This window comes from Acidovorax sp. BL-A-41-H1, assembly GCF_051942715.1.
Window position 1 is genome coordinate 376,542 of sequence record NZ_JBPVJQ010000004.1, and the last position, 15,457, is coordinate 391,998.

The window sequence follows — 15,457 nt, forward strand, 5'->3', positions numbered from 1 at the left end:
GGAGGCTTCAATGTAATCTTGCGCATCAGTACACCACCAGTACAGACAGTCAGCGCAGTTGCGGAACTGTATTGACCGGCAGGACAGTACACGAACCCTCTCTTAGGGATAACCCCATGCTGATGAAATCATCCACCCAGTCGCTCACCGAGCAGTTGTCGGCGCGCTTTGCCGAGCGCATCCGCAACCGCCTGCTGGCCCCTGGTGCGCGCCTGCCTTCGGTGCGTCAGTGTGCCGAGCAAAACGGCGTGAGCCCCTCGACTGTGGTGGCCGCCTACGACCAGTTGCTGGCCCAGGGGCTTGTGGAGGCACGCAAGAACCGCGGCTTTTTCGTGCGCGAAAGCACCCCCGCAGCCGACCACCGCGCCGGGCCCGACGGCCTGCCTGCCGACCTGGCCACTGAAAGCGCCGCCGCCAACTGGAGCACCGCGCACTGGTTTGCCGCCCGCGCGGCCGGCCGTGCCGGGCCGGGCGTGTCGCCGGTCAACGCCACGGCGCTGATCCGCGGCATGTTCCACAAGATCAGCGACAAGCCACAGCCGGGCATGGGCGTGTTCCCGCCCGACTGGCTGGAGTCCACCTTCATGCCCGCGGCCGTGCGCAAGGTGTGCAGCTCGCGCAATTTGCAGGAGTTTTCGCTGCAGTACGGCGAGCCGCTGGGCGACGCGGGCCTGCGCCGCCTGCTGGCCAAGAAGCTGGCCACGCTGAACGTGCACACCGTGCCCGAGCACATCATCACCACGGTGGGCGCCACGCACGCGCTCGACATCGTCAGCCGCACGCTGCTGCGCCCGGGCGACCCGGTGATGGTGGAAGAACCCGGCTGGGCGGTAGAGTTTGCGCGGCTGGCCGCCATGGGCATGCACATCCTGCCCGTGCCGCGCCGCGCCGACGGCCCCGACCTCGAGGTAATGGCGCGCTACTGCGAGGTGCACAAGCCCAAGCTCTACGTGAGCGTGAGCGTGTTCCATAACCCCACGGGGTACTGCCTGTCGCCAGGCAGCGCGCACCGCATCCTGCAGCTGGCCAACCAGCACAACTTCCATGTGGTCGAGGACGACACCTACAGCCATATCGCGCCCGAGCATGCCACGCGCCTCACGGCGCTCGATGGCCTGCAACGCACCATCTACGTCAGCGGCTTTGCCAAGATCCTGGCGCCCAACTGGCGCATTGGCTACCTGGCCGCGCCCGCCGCGCTGGTGGAGCCGCTGCTGGACACCAAGCTGCTGGCCACGCTGACCACCCCCGCGCTGCTGGAAAAGGCGCTGGCCCTGTGCATCGAGCAGGGCCAGCTGCGCCGCCATGCCGAGCGCATCCGCACCCGGCTGGACGCCGCGCGCTCGCGCAGCGTCAAGCTGGCGCTGCAATCGGGCTGCACGTTCGCGGCCGAGCCGGTGGGCCTGTTTGGCTGGGTGGATACCGGCGTGGACACCGACGCGCTGGCCCAGCGCATGCTGGACGAGGGCTATCTCATGGCGCCCGGCGCGCTGTTCCACGCTGAACGCAAGCCCAGCACGCTGATGCGCATCAACTTCGCCACGACGCAGGAGGCGGCGTTCTGGAAGACCTACCAGCGGGTGGTGGCTGCGATGCGGTAAGCACAAGCCCTGGGCCAGTCCGAACCCCGGCGCTGTGCGGGGCGGCTGTGCGGCGTCTGCAGACGGCCTGAAACACGGTTTTTTGGTGTTTTTGGCCTGTGGTCCAGTATTTATATGCCCAGATAGCTATCAAATGAATAGCATTCGGACGCAAAACTACCCCGCAGGGCCCGCAGCCCCCGCGAAGCCTGCGCCCCTCAGTGCGCCACCGTAAAGCGCTGCTGCACATGCCGCGGCGCTTCCAGCTCGTCCACGATGGCCACGGCCAGGTCGGTCACGCTGATCCGGCCAGGCTGGTCGCCATTCATCAGCGGCGATTCGGTGCCCAGGCGGTAGCTGCCCGTGCGCTCGCCTGGCTCCAGCAGGATGGGCGGCGAGACGAAAGTCCAATGCAGCGATGACTCCTTGCGCAGCAGGTTCAGCGCCTCGCGCGCGGCCAGCGCCCCGGCCTTCCACTCGGCCGGAAACTGGGGCGTGTCGACCAGCTGCACGCCCGGCGCCACATACAGGCTGCCTGCGCCGCCCACCACCAGCAGTCGCGCTACGCCGCCAGCCTTGGTGCCGTCGGTGATGGCGCGGCTGCCGCGCAGGAACTCGTCATACAGGTCCGGGTGCGTCCAGCCGGGGTTGTAGGCGCTGGTCACGGCGTCCATGCCGCGCACGGCCTGTGCCACCTGGGCTGCGTCGGTCACGTCGACCTGCACTACCGTGAGGCCTTCGCGCGGTGCAATCTTGCCCGGGTTGCGTGCGAGCGCTGTCACGCGGTGGCCGCGCTGCAGCAGTTCGTTGAGCAGTGCGCTGCCGACAAATCCGGTGGCGCCGATGAGTGCGATGTGCATGGTGTTTCCTGTGGTGTGAGTGAAGATGGGACAAGGTTATTGCGCGCGTCGCAATTGCGGTAGTGGGCGCCATTGACCTTCTCTTTGAAGCTGTGCTTCACAATGAAGGCTTGGGCGCCGCGATAGCGCGCTTTGTTGCCAAACAGGAGAACAGCCATGGACGATCTGCGGCGGATGGCCGTGTTTGCCAGCGTGGTGCAGCACGGGTCGATGACGGGCGCGGCCCGCGCACTGGGCATGAGCCCGTCGGCCGTGAGCCAGCAGGTAAGGCTGCTGGAGCGCGAGGGCGGCGTCACGCTGCTGCACCGCTCCACCCGCAAGCTGGCGCTCACCGAGGCCGGCCAGCGCTACCACGCACAGTGCGCCGCCATGTGTGCCGCTGCCGATCAGGCGCGGGCGGAGCTTGCGGCGTCGCGCGATGCGCCGAGTGGCGAATTGCGGCTGTCAGCGCCCGTGGGTTTTGCCCGGCATGTGGCGCCTGCGCTGGGGCAGCTGCTGGCCCAGCACCCGGCCTTGCGCCTGCGCCTGCTCGTGGACGATGCCGCCATCGACCTCATCAGCGCCCGGGTGGATCTGGCCGTGCGCTTTGGCCGGCTGGCCGATTCCACCTGGGCCGCGCGGCGTCTGGGCGCATTGCAGTGGTGGCTATGCGCATCACCGGGCTGGATTGCGCAGCACGGCGCTCCCGATACGCCCGACGCCCTGCTGGCGCATACCTGGTTGGGCTTTGCCCGTGCGGGCGGCGGCCTGCTGCTGGAGCTGCATGGACCGGATGGCACCACGCGCAGCCTGCGGGTAGAGCCGCGCATTGCCAGCAACAACCAGCTGTCGATCCAGCAGATGTGCGAGGCCGGGCTGGGCCTGGCGCTGATGGGCAGCATGGATGTGCATGACGCCCTGTCACAGCGCCGGCTGGTGCGGCTGCTGCCGCAGTGGTCATTCGGCACGCTGGACATCTGGGCCGTGACGCCCCAGCGCGATGCGCAGCCCGCCAAGGTGCGGCAGGCCATTGCGGCGCTGCACAGCTATCTGGTCACGCAGCCGGGGGTGATGGAGTAGCGCAGCGCCCGGTGCGGGCGACCTGGTCAGCGCCGGGCGGGAGAGGCCGTGCGCTCCACCACCAGCTCACTCAGCACGCGCAGCAGGGCGCGGTTGATGTCTTCCAGCTCCAGCTCGTGCGTTTCGCACAGCTGACGGATGGCGCTGGTATCCGCCGTTTCCAGCGCAAAGGCCATCTGCAGGCCCTCGGCATAGGGCCCCGTGCCCAGCACCGTTGCGTCGTAGATGCGTTCGGACAGCGGCAGCCGCTTAAGGATGGCGCCCAGTGGCTCGCCTAGCAGCTCATCGAGCCGCGCGACCAGACCGCAGAAGTAGATCTCGCGGCGCAGGTCGTTTTCAATCCCGGCGTTCAGCAGGTGCGTCATCAGCGTGGCGCGGATCACCATGGTCTCGCGCACGGGCTGCATGTCGGGCTCGAAGCTGGCATGCGGGTACTGGTCCGACAGCCATCGCTTGATGGAGCCGTAGCCCATCATCACCAGCCCGCGGCGCAATGAATCAATGCCGGTGCGCAGCCCGAGCGAAGCCGAGTTGGTGTAGACCATGAAGCGGTAGGCCAGCAGCGGGTCCTGTCCCAGCAGGTCTTCAAACGACTCCAGCGACTGCTCGGCGTCGATGGCCATCATCAGCCGGTGGATGACCGCCTGCGAGGGCTGCTGCGGGTGGTGGCGCAGGCTGTGCAGCACGTCTTCCGCCGGCCAGCCGGCCAGGGCCAGGGCATTGTTCTGGTCCAGGCAGTGCTGCATCAGCGCGCGGCTGGCAATGCCTTCGTACATCTGGCCGGCCAGCACCGGGCTGGCGGGGCCGCGCGCGCCGGGTTTGGCCTGCGCGGCCTTCAGCGCCACGACGGCTTCTTCGGGGCCCAGGCTCAGCAGGCTGTTGTCAAAGCATCGGGCAATGTCTTGCGCAGGCAGTTGACTGATTCCGCCGCGCCACACCAGCTTGAGGCCGCGCTGGTGCGCTGCGGCCACCCGTGTGCGGATGGCCGAGTCGGCCAGCCACTCGCCCTGCACCTCGATCCATGGCGAGCCACGGGGGGCGTGCTCGAGCAGTTCGCACAGCAGCTGCCGCGTTTGGGCCGAGATCAGCAAAGGGGGTGAGCTGGCCGTCCACAGCTCCTGCAGGGTGCGCAGCAGGTGCGTGGCATCCACCACGGCCGAAGACTCGTTGTGCGCAAAAAGCTGGATGCCCGCGAGCTTGCGGGCGCGGTTCCACAGGGGGCGATAGCCCAGGATCAGGCTGCCAAGGACGGATTGGACCATGTGCTCTCAGGCGTTAGAACCTGTTCAAGATCTTTTCGGGATCGAACAAGTGCCTTGCCGGGATGGGCTGCAAGGCGCGGTGAGCAGCCAATAGCTTAGCTATTGGCAAGCGCCGCAACGCCGCAGACCGCCCGGCAAGGCACTTGCCCGAAGGGTTGGAGTGAAATCGGGCGATTGGACGCCCCGGCTGCTTGCATGGGCACAAGCCCATGCGGCGCATCCGAAGCATCCACTCATCCCGATTGCACTTCAATGCGATCCCCGAAAAGATTTTGAACAGGTTCTTAGGGCGGGCCTCCGTGCAGGCAGACCCATGGGAGCAGATGCTAGCCGATGAAGTTGAACAGCGACAGCTTCTGCACCATCGAATACGACTTGAGCGCCGCCTCGTAGCCGACCTGCTGGTTCTGGAAGTCGGAGATGCCCTTGATCATGTCCAGATCCTCTGCGCGCGAGCGGTCGGATTCGAGCTGGATGGAACGCTTGGTCTGGTCGCCGGTGATGCGGTCGGCACGGTTGAGCAGCTCGCCCGCGAAGCTGCGGATGTTGCCCATGCGCTCCAGGCCCTTGTCCACATTGGCCAGGGCCTGCCCGGCCGCCTGGCTGGCCAGTCCCGAGTTGGGCGCCGCGCGCAGCTCGCTGACGGCCTTGTCCAGCACGCTGAACAGGCTGGCGTTGGGTGCGATGCTGATGGTGTCGCCATCGGCGGGCGACAGCGTGATGGTGCCGTCCACCGCCTTGGTGGGCGTGGCCGTGATCTTGAACGCCATGCCGGGCACGCCGTTGATGCTGAACTCGTTCTTCTCGCCGATCTTGATCGGCGTGAGCGTCTGCGCGGCGGGCGGCACAAAGGCGGGGTCGGTACTGGTGATGTTGTACGTGGCCGACAGTGTGTTGGTGGTCGGGTTCAGCGTCACGTTGGAAAAGCTCACGCTGTAGCTGTAGGCCTGTCCTGTGGCGGGGTCCTCATTGAAGACAAACCCGGGCGTCACGGTGATGGGCGATGTGTTCAAAGCCCGGTTGGGCGGCGCACCGGCAGGCACAGAGGCCGTGGTGGCGCCCGGTGCGATCACGGTGCTGGTGCCCTGGGCGATGGCTGCATGAAAGCTGCCATCACGCGTGGCATCAAACATGAAGGCCGCGTCGCCGTCGAGCGTGTTCGGAATCGCTACGCCGTTGCTGGCCGCCTGGCCGGGCTGGCCGGCAAAAAGGTAGTCGGGCGTGCCGCCCAGCGGCCCCAGAAAAGGCGACTGCGCACTGCCCAGCGCGCCCAGCAGGGGCAGGCCGTTGGTGTCGGTGCGGTTGGCCACGGCGGTGAGCTGATCGCGCAGGCTTTGCAGCTGGTTGGCAATGGTGGCGCGCTCGCTGCTGCTCAGGGCGGCGTTGCCGGCGCTCACCAGCAGCTGGCGCGCTTCCTGCACCAGCCCCACGGCATCGCCCATCGACGCTTCGGCCTGGGCGATGGCGTTGCGCTGGGTTTCCAGCGCGCGCTGCTCGGTCTGGATGCGTGCCAGGCGGTTCAGCGCACGCTCGGCCTGCGCAGCTGATACCGGGTCGTCGCTGGCGCGCACCACGCGTTTGCCCGAGGTTAGGTTCTCCTGCAGGTTGCTCAGATTGGTCTGCCGCGTGCCCAGATTGCGCAGGGTGTTCTCGTACATGTTGGCCGTGCCAACGCGGTAAATATTGTTGTTCATGGCGATCTCCTGCGCGGCGGTCAGCGGCCTAGGCCCTGGATCAGCGAGTCAAAGATGTTCTGGGCGATCTGGATCATCTTGGCCGAGGCCTGGTAGGCCTGCTGGTACTGGATGAGCTTGGCGGCCTCTTCGTCTAGGTTCACGCCGGAGACGGCGGTGCGGTCGCGCTCCAGGTTGGCCGCCAGCGTGTCCGACAGCTTGGCCGCAAACAGGGCGCTTTGTGTGCGCGTGCCCACCTGGGCGATGGCGCTGGCGAAGCCGTCGCTCAGCGTCGATTCGTCAAACATCTTCACGTCGCGCAGGCCCAGCAGCGCCGTGGCGTTGCCGGCGTTGCGGGTGTAGGCATCGCCGTACTGCGGGTCCAAGGCGTTGCCGATCACCACCGTGTCGCCCGTGTTGGGTGAGCCTTTCAGCGTGATCTCCCAGCCGTTGACGGAGATCGGTGCGCCCGGTACGTAGGGCTGCGCCGCAGCCACCGTCGTGGGGGGCGCCGTGCCGCGGTCGAGCACGTCGTAGGTCGTGGGGGGGCCGGCATTGAACCTGAGCTGCACGCCGCCCAGAATGGGGGGCACTGCGGCCGGATTGGCGTTGGGGGGCAGCACCAGCCCGGGCGGGTTGGGCTCGCCCGTGGCCTTGAGGCTGCCCAGCTGCAGTGTGCCGCCGTTGGACGTGCCCATGGCCGCGTTGATCGGGTTGGCCGCGGCCAGATCGCGCGGCGAATACACCAGCGACTGGATGTTGGCTGCCGCCGTGCTGAATGGCTTGAACAGCATGCGCTCGCCAGGCACGCCCGGCGTGGTCAGGTTGAACTGCAGGCCGTCGATCTGCAGCGTGGCCAGGTTGGCTGCGCTGGTGAACGCGGTGGCTTGCCCGTCGGAGAGGCGCACCACCTGGCCGGCCGTGCCGGTGGTAAAACGGATTTCATAGTCGGAAGCAGAGAACTTGGTGGCATCGGTGAACGTGACATTGCCCACACCCGTACCGTTGGTGGATCCTGGCATGCTGGTGGGGAGACTGAACAGCGGCTTGCCCACCTGTCCGTCCAGCGTGAGTCCCAGCTGCTGCTGCTCGTTCATGACCATGCCGATACCCATCGCCATGCGGCCCAGCAGGTTGCGGCCTTCGGCCAGATCGGTATTGTTGAAGCGCAGCAGGCCCGACACCGAACCGCCGCCCAGCACGTTTTCATCGATCTCGAACGCGGGCGCACCGGGGCGGTTGAAGAACAGCTTGAGCTGGCCACTGCCCGGAAAGGCCGACGCATCGCCGATGGAGAGCTGCGTGGCCACGTTGCCCAGCACCAGCGGCTGGCTTCCGCCCACAAACAGGCCCACGGTGCCGTCATCCGCCGGTATCTGCGTGACCTGCACGTACTGGTTCATCTCGCGGATGAGCTGGTCACGCTGGTCCAACAGGTCGTTGGGGCTCTGCCCGTTGCCCTTGGCCCGTGCGATCTGCTCGTTGACCGCGGCAATCTGCGTGGCCAGGCTGTTCACGGCGGTGATGCTGCTTTGCAGCTGCTCGGTCACCGTGTACTGGATTTCGTTGAGTCGCTCGGCCGACGACCGCATGCGGGCCGCGGTTTCGTCCATGCGCGTCAGCACCACATTGCGCGCGGTGATGTCGGTGGGGGAATTGATCACGTCCGACATGGCGTTCATCATGTCGTTGATGGCAGCGCCCAGCCCTTCGGTGCCGCCACTGAAGATCTCCTGGAGTTGCCGCAGGCGCTGGGCACGCAAGCTATCGGACGCCTGCACCGAGCCGGCCTGCGCCGCCTGGCGCGTGAGCAGCTCGCTCTGGTTGCGCAGGATGGTCTGCACGTCGACACCCTGGCCGATGTAGCCGCCCCCCGTGAACTGGCCCTGCACAGTTTGCAGCACCACTGTCTGGCGCGAGTAGCCGGCAGTGTTCACGTTGGCGATGTTGTGGCCCGCCGTCTGCAAGGCCACCTGGTTGGCCAGCAGCGCGCGGGAGCCGACGTTGAGCAGACTCATGGCTTACCCCACATTTCTGTTTTACGCAGCGCGGCCAGCTCCCACGGCGCGTGGCACTGGCATGGCCCATGCCAGTGCCCCCGCGCAAGGGCCGCCCCGCCGCGCTGGGGGCGTTCCCCTCCCGCGAAGCGAGAGAGGGGGAAGGCGCGAAGCGACGCAGGGGGTGTTCGCATGGTCAAGCCTGCGCCCGCTGCACCCGCAGCGCACTGTTGATGGCGCCGCTGAGCTTGCGCGCGTATTCGGGGTCGGTGGCATAGCCGGCCTTTTGTAGCTCGCTGGCGAACGCCACAGCCGAGCCGGTGCGGGCAGTGGCTTGGGCCTTTTCGTAGCGCGGGCTTTCGGTGATGAGCTTGGCGTAGTCGCGGAAGGAGTCTTCGTAAGAGTCGTACGCGCGGAACCTGGCGACCACTTTCTGCGCCTTGCCGTTGATGTATTCGGTGGTCGTCACCTCAGCCACCTTACCGGTCCAGCCCTTGGTGGCCTTGATGCCAAACAGGTTGAACGAGGTTGAGCCGTCCTTGTTGCGGATCTCGCTCTTGCCCCAGCCGGTCTCGTGCCCGGCCTGGCCGAGCATGAAGGCGGCGGGGATGCCGCTTTCGGCAGCCACGCGCTCTGCGGTGCCGCTCAGGTGCTGCACAAAGCCGTCGCGGCCCTTGGGCACGGGCTGTGTGGATTCGGCTGCCGCTGCCGTGGCCGGTGCCGACTGGGCCCGAAACGATTGCGACTGCAGGCTCAGCGTGGAGGGCACCGAGAAATTGGCGTCGGTACCGCCCATCTGGCGCGACAGCTGGCGCGCGATGGCCTCCGACAATCCGCCCGGCTTGCCCGACATCGTGACAGACAGCTGCTGGTCGAGCATGTCCTGGCCGAGATCGCCCTGGGCTCCGTCCATCAGGCCCGATTTCATGGTGGCCTCGCGCATGCTCTTGATCAGCTCTCGCATGAACAGCGACTCGAACTGTTTGGCGGCTTCGCGTGTCACCTGCGCGCTGTTGGCCGTGCCCGCGTCGAACTTCAGGGCGTTGAGCGAGCGGATGTCCACCGCCAGCGCATTGGAGGCGCTGGCCGTGCTGGTCAGGGTGCTGGACGAAGACGGCAGGGTGAGCGACATCAGATCACCTCCAGTTCGGCATTGAGGGCGCCCGCGGCCTTGATGGCCTGCAGGATGGCCAGCAGGTCGCCCGGCGTGGCACCCAGCGAGTTCAGCGCACGCACCACGTCTGCCAACTGGGGCGAGGGCGGCATCTGGATGATGTTGCCCGGCTCCTGGTTGATGGTGATGTCGCTTTGCTGGGTGACGACGGTCTGGCCCTGCGACAGCGGGTTGGGCTGGCTGATGACCGGCCGGGAGCTGATGGTGATCGACAGGTTGCCGTGTGCAATGGCGCAGGGGCCCAGCGTGACGGCCTGGTTGAGCACCACCGAGCCGGTGCGTGCGTTGATGACCACCTTGGCGGCTGGCGCCGAGGATTCGAGCGGGATCTCTTCCAGGTCGGCAATGAAGCCCACGCGTGCGCCGGGCTCCATCGGGGCGCGTACCTGCACGGTACGGCCGTCAAGCGCGGTAGCCAGGCCATTGCCCAGCTTGGCATTGATGGCCTGCGCCACGCGGCGGGCAGTCTGGAAATCGGAGGCGTTCAGTCCCAGCGTGATCGAGTCGCCATCATTGAGCGGCGTGGGTACGGCACGCTCGACCTGGGCGCCCTGCGGGATGCGGCCGGCGCTCAGATGGTTGATCTGGACCTTGCTGCCGCCCGCCGATGCGCCTGCACCGCCCACCACCATGTTGCCCTGTGCCAGCGCGTAGATCTCGCCATCTGCGCCGCGCAGTGGCGTGGCAATCAGCGTACCGCCCTTGAGCGACTTGGCATTGCCCATGGACGACACGTTCACGTCGATCATCTGGCCCGGCTGGGCAAATGCGGGCAGTTGCGCGGTCACGATGACGGCCGCCACGTTCTTGAGCTGAAACTGCCCGGCGGCGCCGGGCGGCAGGCTGATGCCCATCTGCTGCAGGTAGTTGGCCATGGCCTGCGAGGTGTAAGGCATCTGCGTGGTCTGGTCGCCCGTGCCATCCAGCCCCACCACCAGGCCATAGCCCGACAGCTGGTTGCTGCGCACGCCCTGTACTGCCGCCACTTCCTTGATTCGCACCGCATGGGACGGCATCGCGATACCGGCCGCAACCAGGGCCAGAAGCAGCCACAGCGCGCGGGCACCGCGCGGCAGGAGGGAGTGGGACGAGGCTTTCATGGCATCCATTGTGGGCGGCCATGCCGGGAACTAAAACCCGAAAAGAAGCGGGTTCACCGGCTTATTGGATGCGTCTGCGGCGGGCGGAAAACCGGAGGTACGCGCGTGCGTCGCCGGGCAGGGCTCCCGGGGGCGTTGCAGCGCTGTTTTTGAGCCAAAGTGGCTGCTAGTCCAAGTATTATTTTCCTCTATAGCTATCAATTTGATAGCTATTGGGCGTTGGGGGAAGCCCAGGCCAGGGCTCGCCGTGGGCAGCGCCCGAACAGGCCCTAGAACGGCGTGACCGTGTTGAAGAAGCGGCCCAGCCAGCCCATGGCCTGCGCCTCGTTCTGCGCGCCGCGGCCGCGGGACTCCACCCGCACGTTGGCGACCTGGGTGGAGTTGATGATGCTGTTGGGTTGCAGCGAGCGCGGGTCCACGATGCCCGAAAAGCGCAGCACGTCCACGTTCTGGTTCACGCCGATCTGTTTTTCACCTGCCACGACCAGGTGGCCGTTGGGCAGCACATCGACCACCAGCGTGGTGATGGACCCCTGGAAGGTGTTGGCGCTTTCGGTGCCGCCCTTGCCCGCGAAGGTATTCTCAGATTCGGCGCCCAGCCCGAGCTTGCCGGTCAGGCTGGCCTTGGCAAAGGGCAGGGCAGTGACCTTGCCGGAGACATTGGATGAGCGGTCCACCGTGGACGATGACTTCTGGCTGGCCGTGACGTTCTCCACGATCTGGATCGTGACCGTATCGCCCACCAGGCGAGCCCGGCGGTCTTCAAACGCGGGCCGGTAGCTGGCGGTGTGGAACAGCCCGCCTGTGACCGGCGGCGCCATGCGGGGCGCGGTCGACAGCGGCGGTGGCAGCGTGGGCAGGATGTCTACCGGCGGTGGTGGCGACAGGCTGGCGCAGCCTGCGCAGAGCGCGACCACGCCAGCAGCACTGGCCGCTGCGCGCACGAGGCGAAGGGGATGGGTCATGGCGGACGTCCTGGGTGAAATGGGGCTGCGATGCGCGGGCTGAAGGCCTGGGCGGCGGCGTTACAGCTGGGCCAGCTTGGCCAGCATCTGGTCCGAGGTCTGGATGGCCTTGGAATTCATCTCGTAGGCGCGCTGGGCCTGGATCATGGTCACCAGCTCTTCCACCACGTTCACGTTGGAGGCTTCCAGGAAGCCCTGGCGGATGAAGCCCAGGCCGTTGGTACCCGGCGTGCCCTGCTGGGGCTGGCCCGACGCGGCCGATTCCTTGAACAGGTTCTGGCCCACGGGCTCCAGCCCGGCCGGGTTGATGAAGCTGGACATGGCAATGTTGCCCAGCGGCTGCGGCTGCGTGTTGCCCGGCACGATCGCCGAGACCGCGCCTTCGGTGCTGATGCTGATGCTGGTGGCGTTGGGCGGCACGGTGATGCCGTTGGCTACGGGCAGGCCGCTGGAGTTGACCAGCCGCCCCTGCGAGTCCACCTGGAACGAGCCGTCGCGGGTGTAGCCCACGGTGCCATCGGGCATGGTCAGCTGGAAGAAACCGTTGCCATTGATGGCCACGTCCAGGCTGTTCTTGGACTCCTGCAGGCTGCCCTGCATGAAGTTGCGGCTGGTGGCCACCGTGCGCACGCCCAGGCCCAGGTGCAGGCCGGTGGGCAGCTGGTTCTGCTCGTCGTTGTTGGCGCCCACCTGACGCTGGTTCTGGTAGATCAGGTCTTCAAACACGGCGTTGTTGCGCTTGAAGCCCGTGGTCGACACGTTGGCCAGGTTGTGCGAGATGACGTCCAGGTTGGTCTGCTGGGCAGACATGCCGGTCTTGGCGATCCAGAGGGAATTGATCATGGTGGTGGCTCCTTCAAGCAGGCCTGGGGCTAGCCGTTGATGCTCAGCAGCTGGCTGGCGTTCTTGTCATTGGTCTCGGCGGTCTGCAGCAGCTTCATCTGCTGCTCGAACTGACGTGAGGCGGCAATCATTCCGACCATGCACTCCACCGGGTTCACGTTGGAACCCTCGACAGCGCCTGCCAGCAGTCGTGCATTGGCGTCGTTGGGAATCGGGTCGCCTGAGACGGTGCGAAACAGGCCGTCGTCGCCGCGCTTGAGCCGGTCTTCCGCCGTGGGTGTGGCCAGTTTGAGGCGGCCGATGGCCTGCGCGGGCTGACCGGCGGCCTTGGCGGTCACGGTGCCGTCACTGCCCAGGGTGATCTCTGCACCGGGCGGCACGTCAATCGGCGCGCCGCCGTCAGACAGCACCGGCAGGCCGCCGGGTGTGAGCAGCTGACCTTGCGCAGACACCTCGAAGATGCCAGCGCGGGTGTAGGCCTCGGTGCCGTCCAGGCCCTGCACGGCAAACCATGCACTTCCCATCGCCATGGCGTCGAGGTTGCGGCCCGTGCGCTGTACCGGACCGGACGTGTTGACGTGGCCCGAGGTGGCTTCGAGCGCAAAAACGCGGGTTTTGGAGCCATCGCCCTGCAACGGCACCGAGCGGAACGTGGACATCTCGGCCCGGAAGCCGTTGGTGGACACGTTGGCCAGGTTGTTCGACAGCACGGCCTGGCGGTGTGCAGCCGCGTTGGCGCCCGTCATCGAGGTGTAGATGATGCGGTCCATCGTGCTGTTTCCTTTCAGTAACCTGCTAAGTCGCTTGTCGAGCGCAGCGCCCGCAACTGGCGCACACCAGGCGCGGGCAGCCGCGCAAGGGCCGCCCCGCCGCGCTGGCTGCGTCTCCCTCCCGTAGCGCGTAGCGCGCAGAGAGAGGGGGAAGGCGCGAAGCGACTCAGGGGGTGTTTCATCTCAAGTTCACCAGGGTGGACATCACCTGGTCCTGTGTCTTGATGGTTTGTGCGTTGGCCTGGTAGGCGCGCTGGGCCGTCATCATGTTCACCAGTTCGGCCGTGAGGTCGACGTTGGAGTCTTCCAGGGCACCGGAGCGCAGCGAACCGAAGTTGCCGTCGGTGGCGGTGCCGGCAACAGGTTGGCCCGACTCGAACGTGGCCACCCAGTTGTTGCCGCCCACGTCGGCCAGGCCCTGCGTGTTGCGAAAGCTCGACAGCGCCAGCTGGCCTTCGGCCCGCGTCACGCCGTTGGAGTAACGGGTCATGATCATCCCGTTGTTCTCGATGTTGATACCCGTCAGGTCGCCCGCGGTGTAGCCGTCCTGGCTGAGGTTGGACACGGCAAACTTGGTGCCGAACTGCGTGACCTTGTCGAGGTTCACCGAGACATCGAACGCCGGCAGGTTGTTGGGGTTCGGTGGCGTGGGGTTGACGTTGAGCGTCAGCGCAAAGCCGGTGGCGGGCGGCGTCGCCACAGGGCCGGTGATGGCGCCGTTGTTGTCAAACACGATCTGCCCGATGGCCGTGGCCACCACGGGCGGTGTGGCTGTGGGGTCGTCCAGGGCGTCGTACACGTCCCAGGTGTTGTCGGTCGCGGTCTTCTGGAAGTACAGGCTGACGGGCTTGGCAACCCCTTGGCTGTCATACACGTTGATGGATGTGCCATAGGTGGCGCGCGGCGTGGCCGGTATGGGGGGTGTGGCAGCCGGGTCGCCGGCTGCATCGGTGGCCCGCGCATCCAGGTTGAAGGCGGCGGTGATGCTGGTGGTCTGCTTGGCCGGGATGGGCTCCGAGGTGGGGAACACCATGGGGATGGGGTCCGTGCCCGTGCGCAGGCCGGTGGTCGGGTCTACCGGGTAGCCCATGACCTTGGCGTTGTCGTTGGTGACCATGTTGCCCACCTTGTCCAGCTTGAAGTTGCCGGCGCGGGTGTAGGCGGGTGTTCCGTCGGGCAGGGTCAGCGTGAAGAAGCCGTTGCCGTTGATGGCCACGTCCAGGCTGTTGCCCGTGATGGACAGGTTGCCCTGCGTGAACTGCTGTGCCACGTTGGCGACCTCCACGCCAATGCCACCATTCTTGCCACCGGCCGAGCCGATGGCCGAGGCGACCATCTCGGCGAATTCCGCACGCGAGGCCTTGAAGCCCACGGTGTTGGAGTTGGCGATGTTGTGGCCGATCACGTCCAGGTTCTTGCTGGATGCGTTCAGGCCGGAGAGGCCTTGCTGGAAGCTCATGTTGTTCTCCTCGGAGGTGCGGGCGTTGGCTGCGTAAGGTGGTGCGGGGTGCCGGTCAGACGATGGCCTTGACCTTGTCGTAGGTGATGGTTCCGCCGGTGGCCAGGTCCAGCGTGAGCTGACCGTTGGCCGCACCGGTGGCCACCACCTTGGATTGCGTGAGCGGTGTGGACGCCACGGCCACGTTTCCATTGGTCGCGGTGACCTTGAAACGCAGGTCGGACGTGCTGCCCTTGTATTTGCTGGCGTCCCAGTCAAACTGGTGGCGGCCTGCAGCCTTGGCATCCAGGTTGACCGTGCCCACCAGCTGCCCGCCGGGCGTCAGGATCTCGACCTTCACGTCGCCGGCAGCGCCGGCCAGGTCAAACATGCCGTGGCCCACGCCATCGGTGACCGGAAGCCGGTCGCCCTCGGTGATCACCGAGCGGCCGATCATCGAGGCACCCTGCATCACCTGCAGTGCGCCGAACTGCTCGGCAATGCCCAGCATGGTGAAGTTCAGCTGCTGGATGCCCGTGACGGTGTTGATCTGCGCCATTTGCGATGTCATCTGCGCGTTGTCGAGCGGATTCATCGGGTCCTGGTTGTTCAGCTGTGCCACGAGCAGTTTCAGAAACCGGTCCTGCGCGGCATCGGCGTTGTTGGCCGAATCGGCCTTGGTGGTCTGTGCGGTGGCGGTGGCCGCCGTGTTGGTCACGCTGTTGATCATGTGAAG

Annotated in this window: 13 protein-coding genes; 2 read left to right on the top strand and 11 right to left on the bottom strand. The window is 66.5% G+C overall.

Going from position 1 to position 15,457, the window contains the following annotated elements; all coding sequences use genetic code 11:
• The first annotated feature begins 116 nt into the window (after nt 1–116).
• On the top strand, nt 117–1,601 hold the full coding sequence (locus tag ACTPOI_RS10810; RefSeq protein WP_300455052.1) for an aminotransferase-like domain-containing protein: 1,485 nt from the start codon (nt 117–119) through the stop codon (nt 1,599–1,601).
• A 197-nt stretch (nt 1,602–1,798) separates the two neighbouring features.
• On the opposite strand, the gene ACTPOI_RS10815 is transcribed toward ACTPOI_RS10810, so the two are convergent.
• Complete coding sequence (locus ACTPOI_RS10815) at nt 1,799–2,440, bottom strand: NAD(P)-dependent oxidoreductase (RefSeq protein WP_440108659.1); 642 nt, start codon at nt 2,438–2,440, stop codon at nt 1,799–1,801.
• 156 nt (nt 2,441–2,596) lie between these two features.
• Between ACTPOI_RS10815 and ACTPOI_RS10820 the strand changes: the two genes are divergently transcribed.
• Nucleotides 2,597–3,499 carry a LysR family transcriptional regulator gene (locus tag ACTPOI_RS10820; RefSeq protein WP_440108661.1) on the top strand — a complete coding sequence of 301 codons (903 nt, stop codon included), beginning with the start codon at nt 2,597–2,599 and terminating at the stop codon, nt 3,497–3,499.
• 26 nt (nt 3,500–3,525) lie between these two features.
• Here ACTPOI_RS10820 and ACTPOI_RS10825 read toward each other — a convergent pair whose 3' ends face one another.
• From ACTPOI_RS10825 to ACTPOI_RS10870, 10 genes are all read right to left on the bottom strand, one after another.
• On the bottom strand, nt 3,526–4,761 hold the full coding sequence (locus tag ACTPOI_RS10825; protein WP_440108663.1) for an HDOD domain-containing protein: 1,236 nt from the start codon (nt 4,759–4,761) through the stop codon (nt 3,526–3,528).
• Nucleotides 4,762–5,087: 326 nt separating this feature from the next.
• Entirely contained in the window at nt 5,088–6,455 is a 1,368-nt protein-coding gene (gene flgL, locus ACTPOI_RS10830; RefSeq protein ID WP_440108665.1) for a flagellar hook-associated protein FlgL, read from the bottom strand.
• A gap of 20 nt (nt 6,456–6,475) precedes the next feature.
• On the bottom strand, nt 6,476–8,452 hold the full coding sequence (gene flgK, locus ACTPOI_RS10835) for a flagellar hook-associated protein FlgK (protein ID WP_440108667.1): 1,977 nt from the start codon (nt 8,450–8,452) through the stop codon (nt 6,476–6,478).
• Nucleotides 8,453–8,627: 175 nt separating this feature from the next.
• Nucleotides 8,628–9,563, bottom strand: a complete 936-nt coding sequence (gene flgJ, locus ACTPOI_RS10840; RefSeq protein ID WP_440108669.1) for a flagellar assembly peptidoglycan hydrolase FlgJ — start codon at nt 9,561–9,563, stop codon at nt 8,628–8,630.
• Nucleotides 9,563–10,714 carry a flagellar basal body P-ring protein FlgI gene (locus ACTPOI_RS10845; RefSeq protein WP_440108671.1) on the bottom strand — a complete coding sequence of 384 codons (1,152 nt, stop codon included), beginning with the start codon at nt 10,712–10,714 and terminating at the stop codon, nt 9,563–9,565. Before ACTPOI_RS10845 ends, flgJ begins: the two co-directional genes overlap by 1 nt.
• A 260-nt stretch (nt 10,715–10,974) precedes the next feature.
• Nucleotides 10,975–11,670, bottom strand: coding sequence for a flagellar basal body L-ring protein FlgH (locus ACTPOI_RS10850; protein WP_440108673.1), 696 nt, complete (start codon nt 11,668–11,670; stop codon nt 10,975–10,977).
• A gap of 60 nt (nt 11,671–11,730) precedes the next feature.
• Nucleotides 11,731–12,513 carry a flagellar basal-body rod protein FlgG gene (flgG, locus tag ACTPOI_RS10855; RefSeq protein WP_440108675.1) on the bottom strand — a complete coding sequence of 261 codons (783 nt, stop codon included), beginning with the start codon at nt 12,511–12,513 and terminating at the stop codon, nt 11,731–11,733.
• A 29-nt stretch (nt 12,514–12,542) separates the two neighbouring features.
• On the bottom strand, nt 12,543–13,283 hold the full coding sequence (flgF, locus tag ACTPOI_RS10860; RefSeq protein ID WP_440108677.1) for a flagellar basal-body rod protein FlgF: 741 nt from the start codon (nt 13,281–13,283) through the stop codon (nt 12,543–12,545).
• Between the two features lie 178 nt (nt 13,284–13,461).
• Nucleotides 13,462–14,742, bottom strand: a complete 1,281-nt coding sequence (gene flgE, locus ACTPOI_RS10865) for a flagellar hook protein FlgE (RefSeq protein WP_440108679.1) — start codon at nt 14,740–14,742, stop codon at nt 13,462–13,464.
• A 55-nt stretch (nt 14,743–14,797) separates the two neighbouring features.
• Nucleotides 14,798–15,451, bottom strand: a complete 654-nt coding sequence (locus tag ACTPOI_RS10870; protein WP_440108681.1) for a flagellar hook assembly protein FlgD — start codon at nt 15,449–15,451, stop codon at nt 14,798–14,800.
• Between the last annotated feature and the right edge of the window lie 6 nt (nt 15,452–15,457).

Excerpts from the sequence above, each read along its gene's own strand:
- ACTPOI_RS10810 (WP_300455052.1), top strand. The coding sequence starts at position 117 with ATGCTGATGAAATCATCCACCCAGTCGCTCACCGAGCAGTTGTCGGCG.
- ACTPOI_RS10815 (WP_440108659.1), bottom strand. The coding sequence starts at position 2,440 with ATGCACATCGCACTCATCGGCGCCACCGGATTTGTCGGCAGCGCACTG.
- ACTPOI_RS10820 (WP_440108661.1), top strand. The coding sequence starts at position 2,597 with ATGGACGATCTGCGGCGGATGGCCGTGTTTGCCAGCGTGGTGCAGCAC.
- ACTPOI_RS10825 (WP_440108663.1), bottom strand. The coding sequence starts at position 4,761 with ATGGTCCAATCCGTCCTTGGCAGCCTGATCCTGGGCTATCGCCCCCTG.
- flgL (WP_440108665.1), bottom strand. The coding sequence starts at position 6,455 with ATGAACAACAATATTTACCGCGTTGGCACGGCCAACATGTACGAGAAC.
- flgK (WP_440108667.1), bottom strand. The coding sequence starts at position 8,452 with ATGAGTCTGCTCAACGTCGGCTCCCGCGCGCTGCTGGCCAACCAGGTG.
- flgJ (WP_440108669.1), bottom strand. The coding sequence starts at position 9,563 with ATGTCGCTCACCCTGCCGTCTTCGTCCAGCACCCTGACCAGCACGGCC.
- ACTPOI_RS10845 (WP_440108671.1), bottom strand. The coding sequence starts at position 10,714 with ATGGATGCCATGAAAGCCTCGTCCCACTCCCTCCTGCCGCGCGGTGCC.
- ACTPOI_RS10850 (WP_440108673.1), bottom strand. The coding sequence starts at position 11,670 with ATGACCCATCCCCTTCGCCTCGTGCGCGCAGCGGCCAGTGCTGCTGGC.
- flgG (WP_440108675.1), bottom strand. The coding sequence starts at position 12,513 with ATGATCAATTCCCTCTGGATCGCCAAGACCGGCATGTCTGCCCAGCAG.
- flgF (WP_440108677.1), bottom strand. The coding sequence starts at position 13,283 with ATGGACCGCATCATCTACACCTCGATGACGGGCGCCAACGCGGCTGCA.
- flgE (WP_440108679.1), bottom strand. The coding sequence starts at position 14,742 with ATGAGCTTCCAGCAAGGCCTCTCCGGCCTGAACGCATCCAGCAAGAAC.
- ACTPOI_RS10870 (WP_440108681.1), bottom strand. The coding sequence starts at position 15,451 with ATGATCAACAGCGTGACCAACACGGCGGCCACCGCCACCGCACAGACC.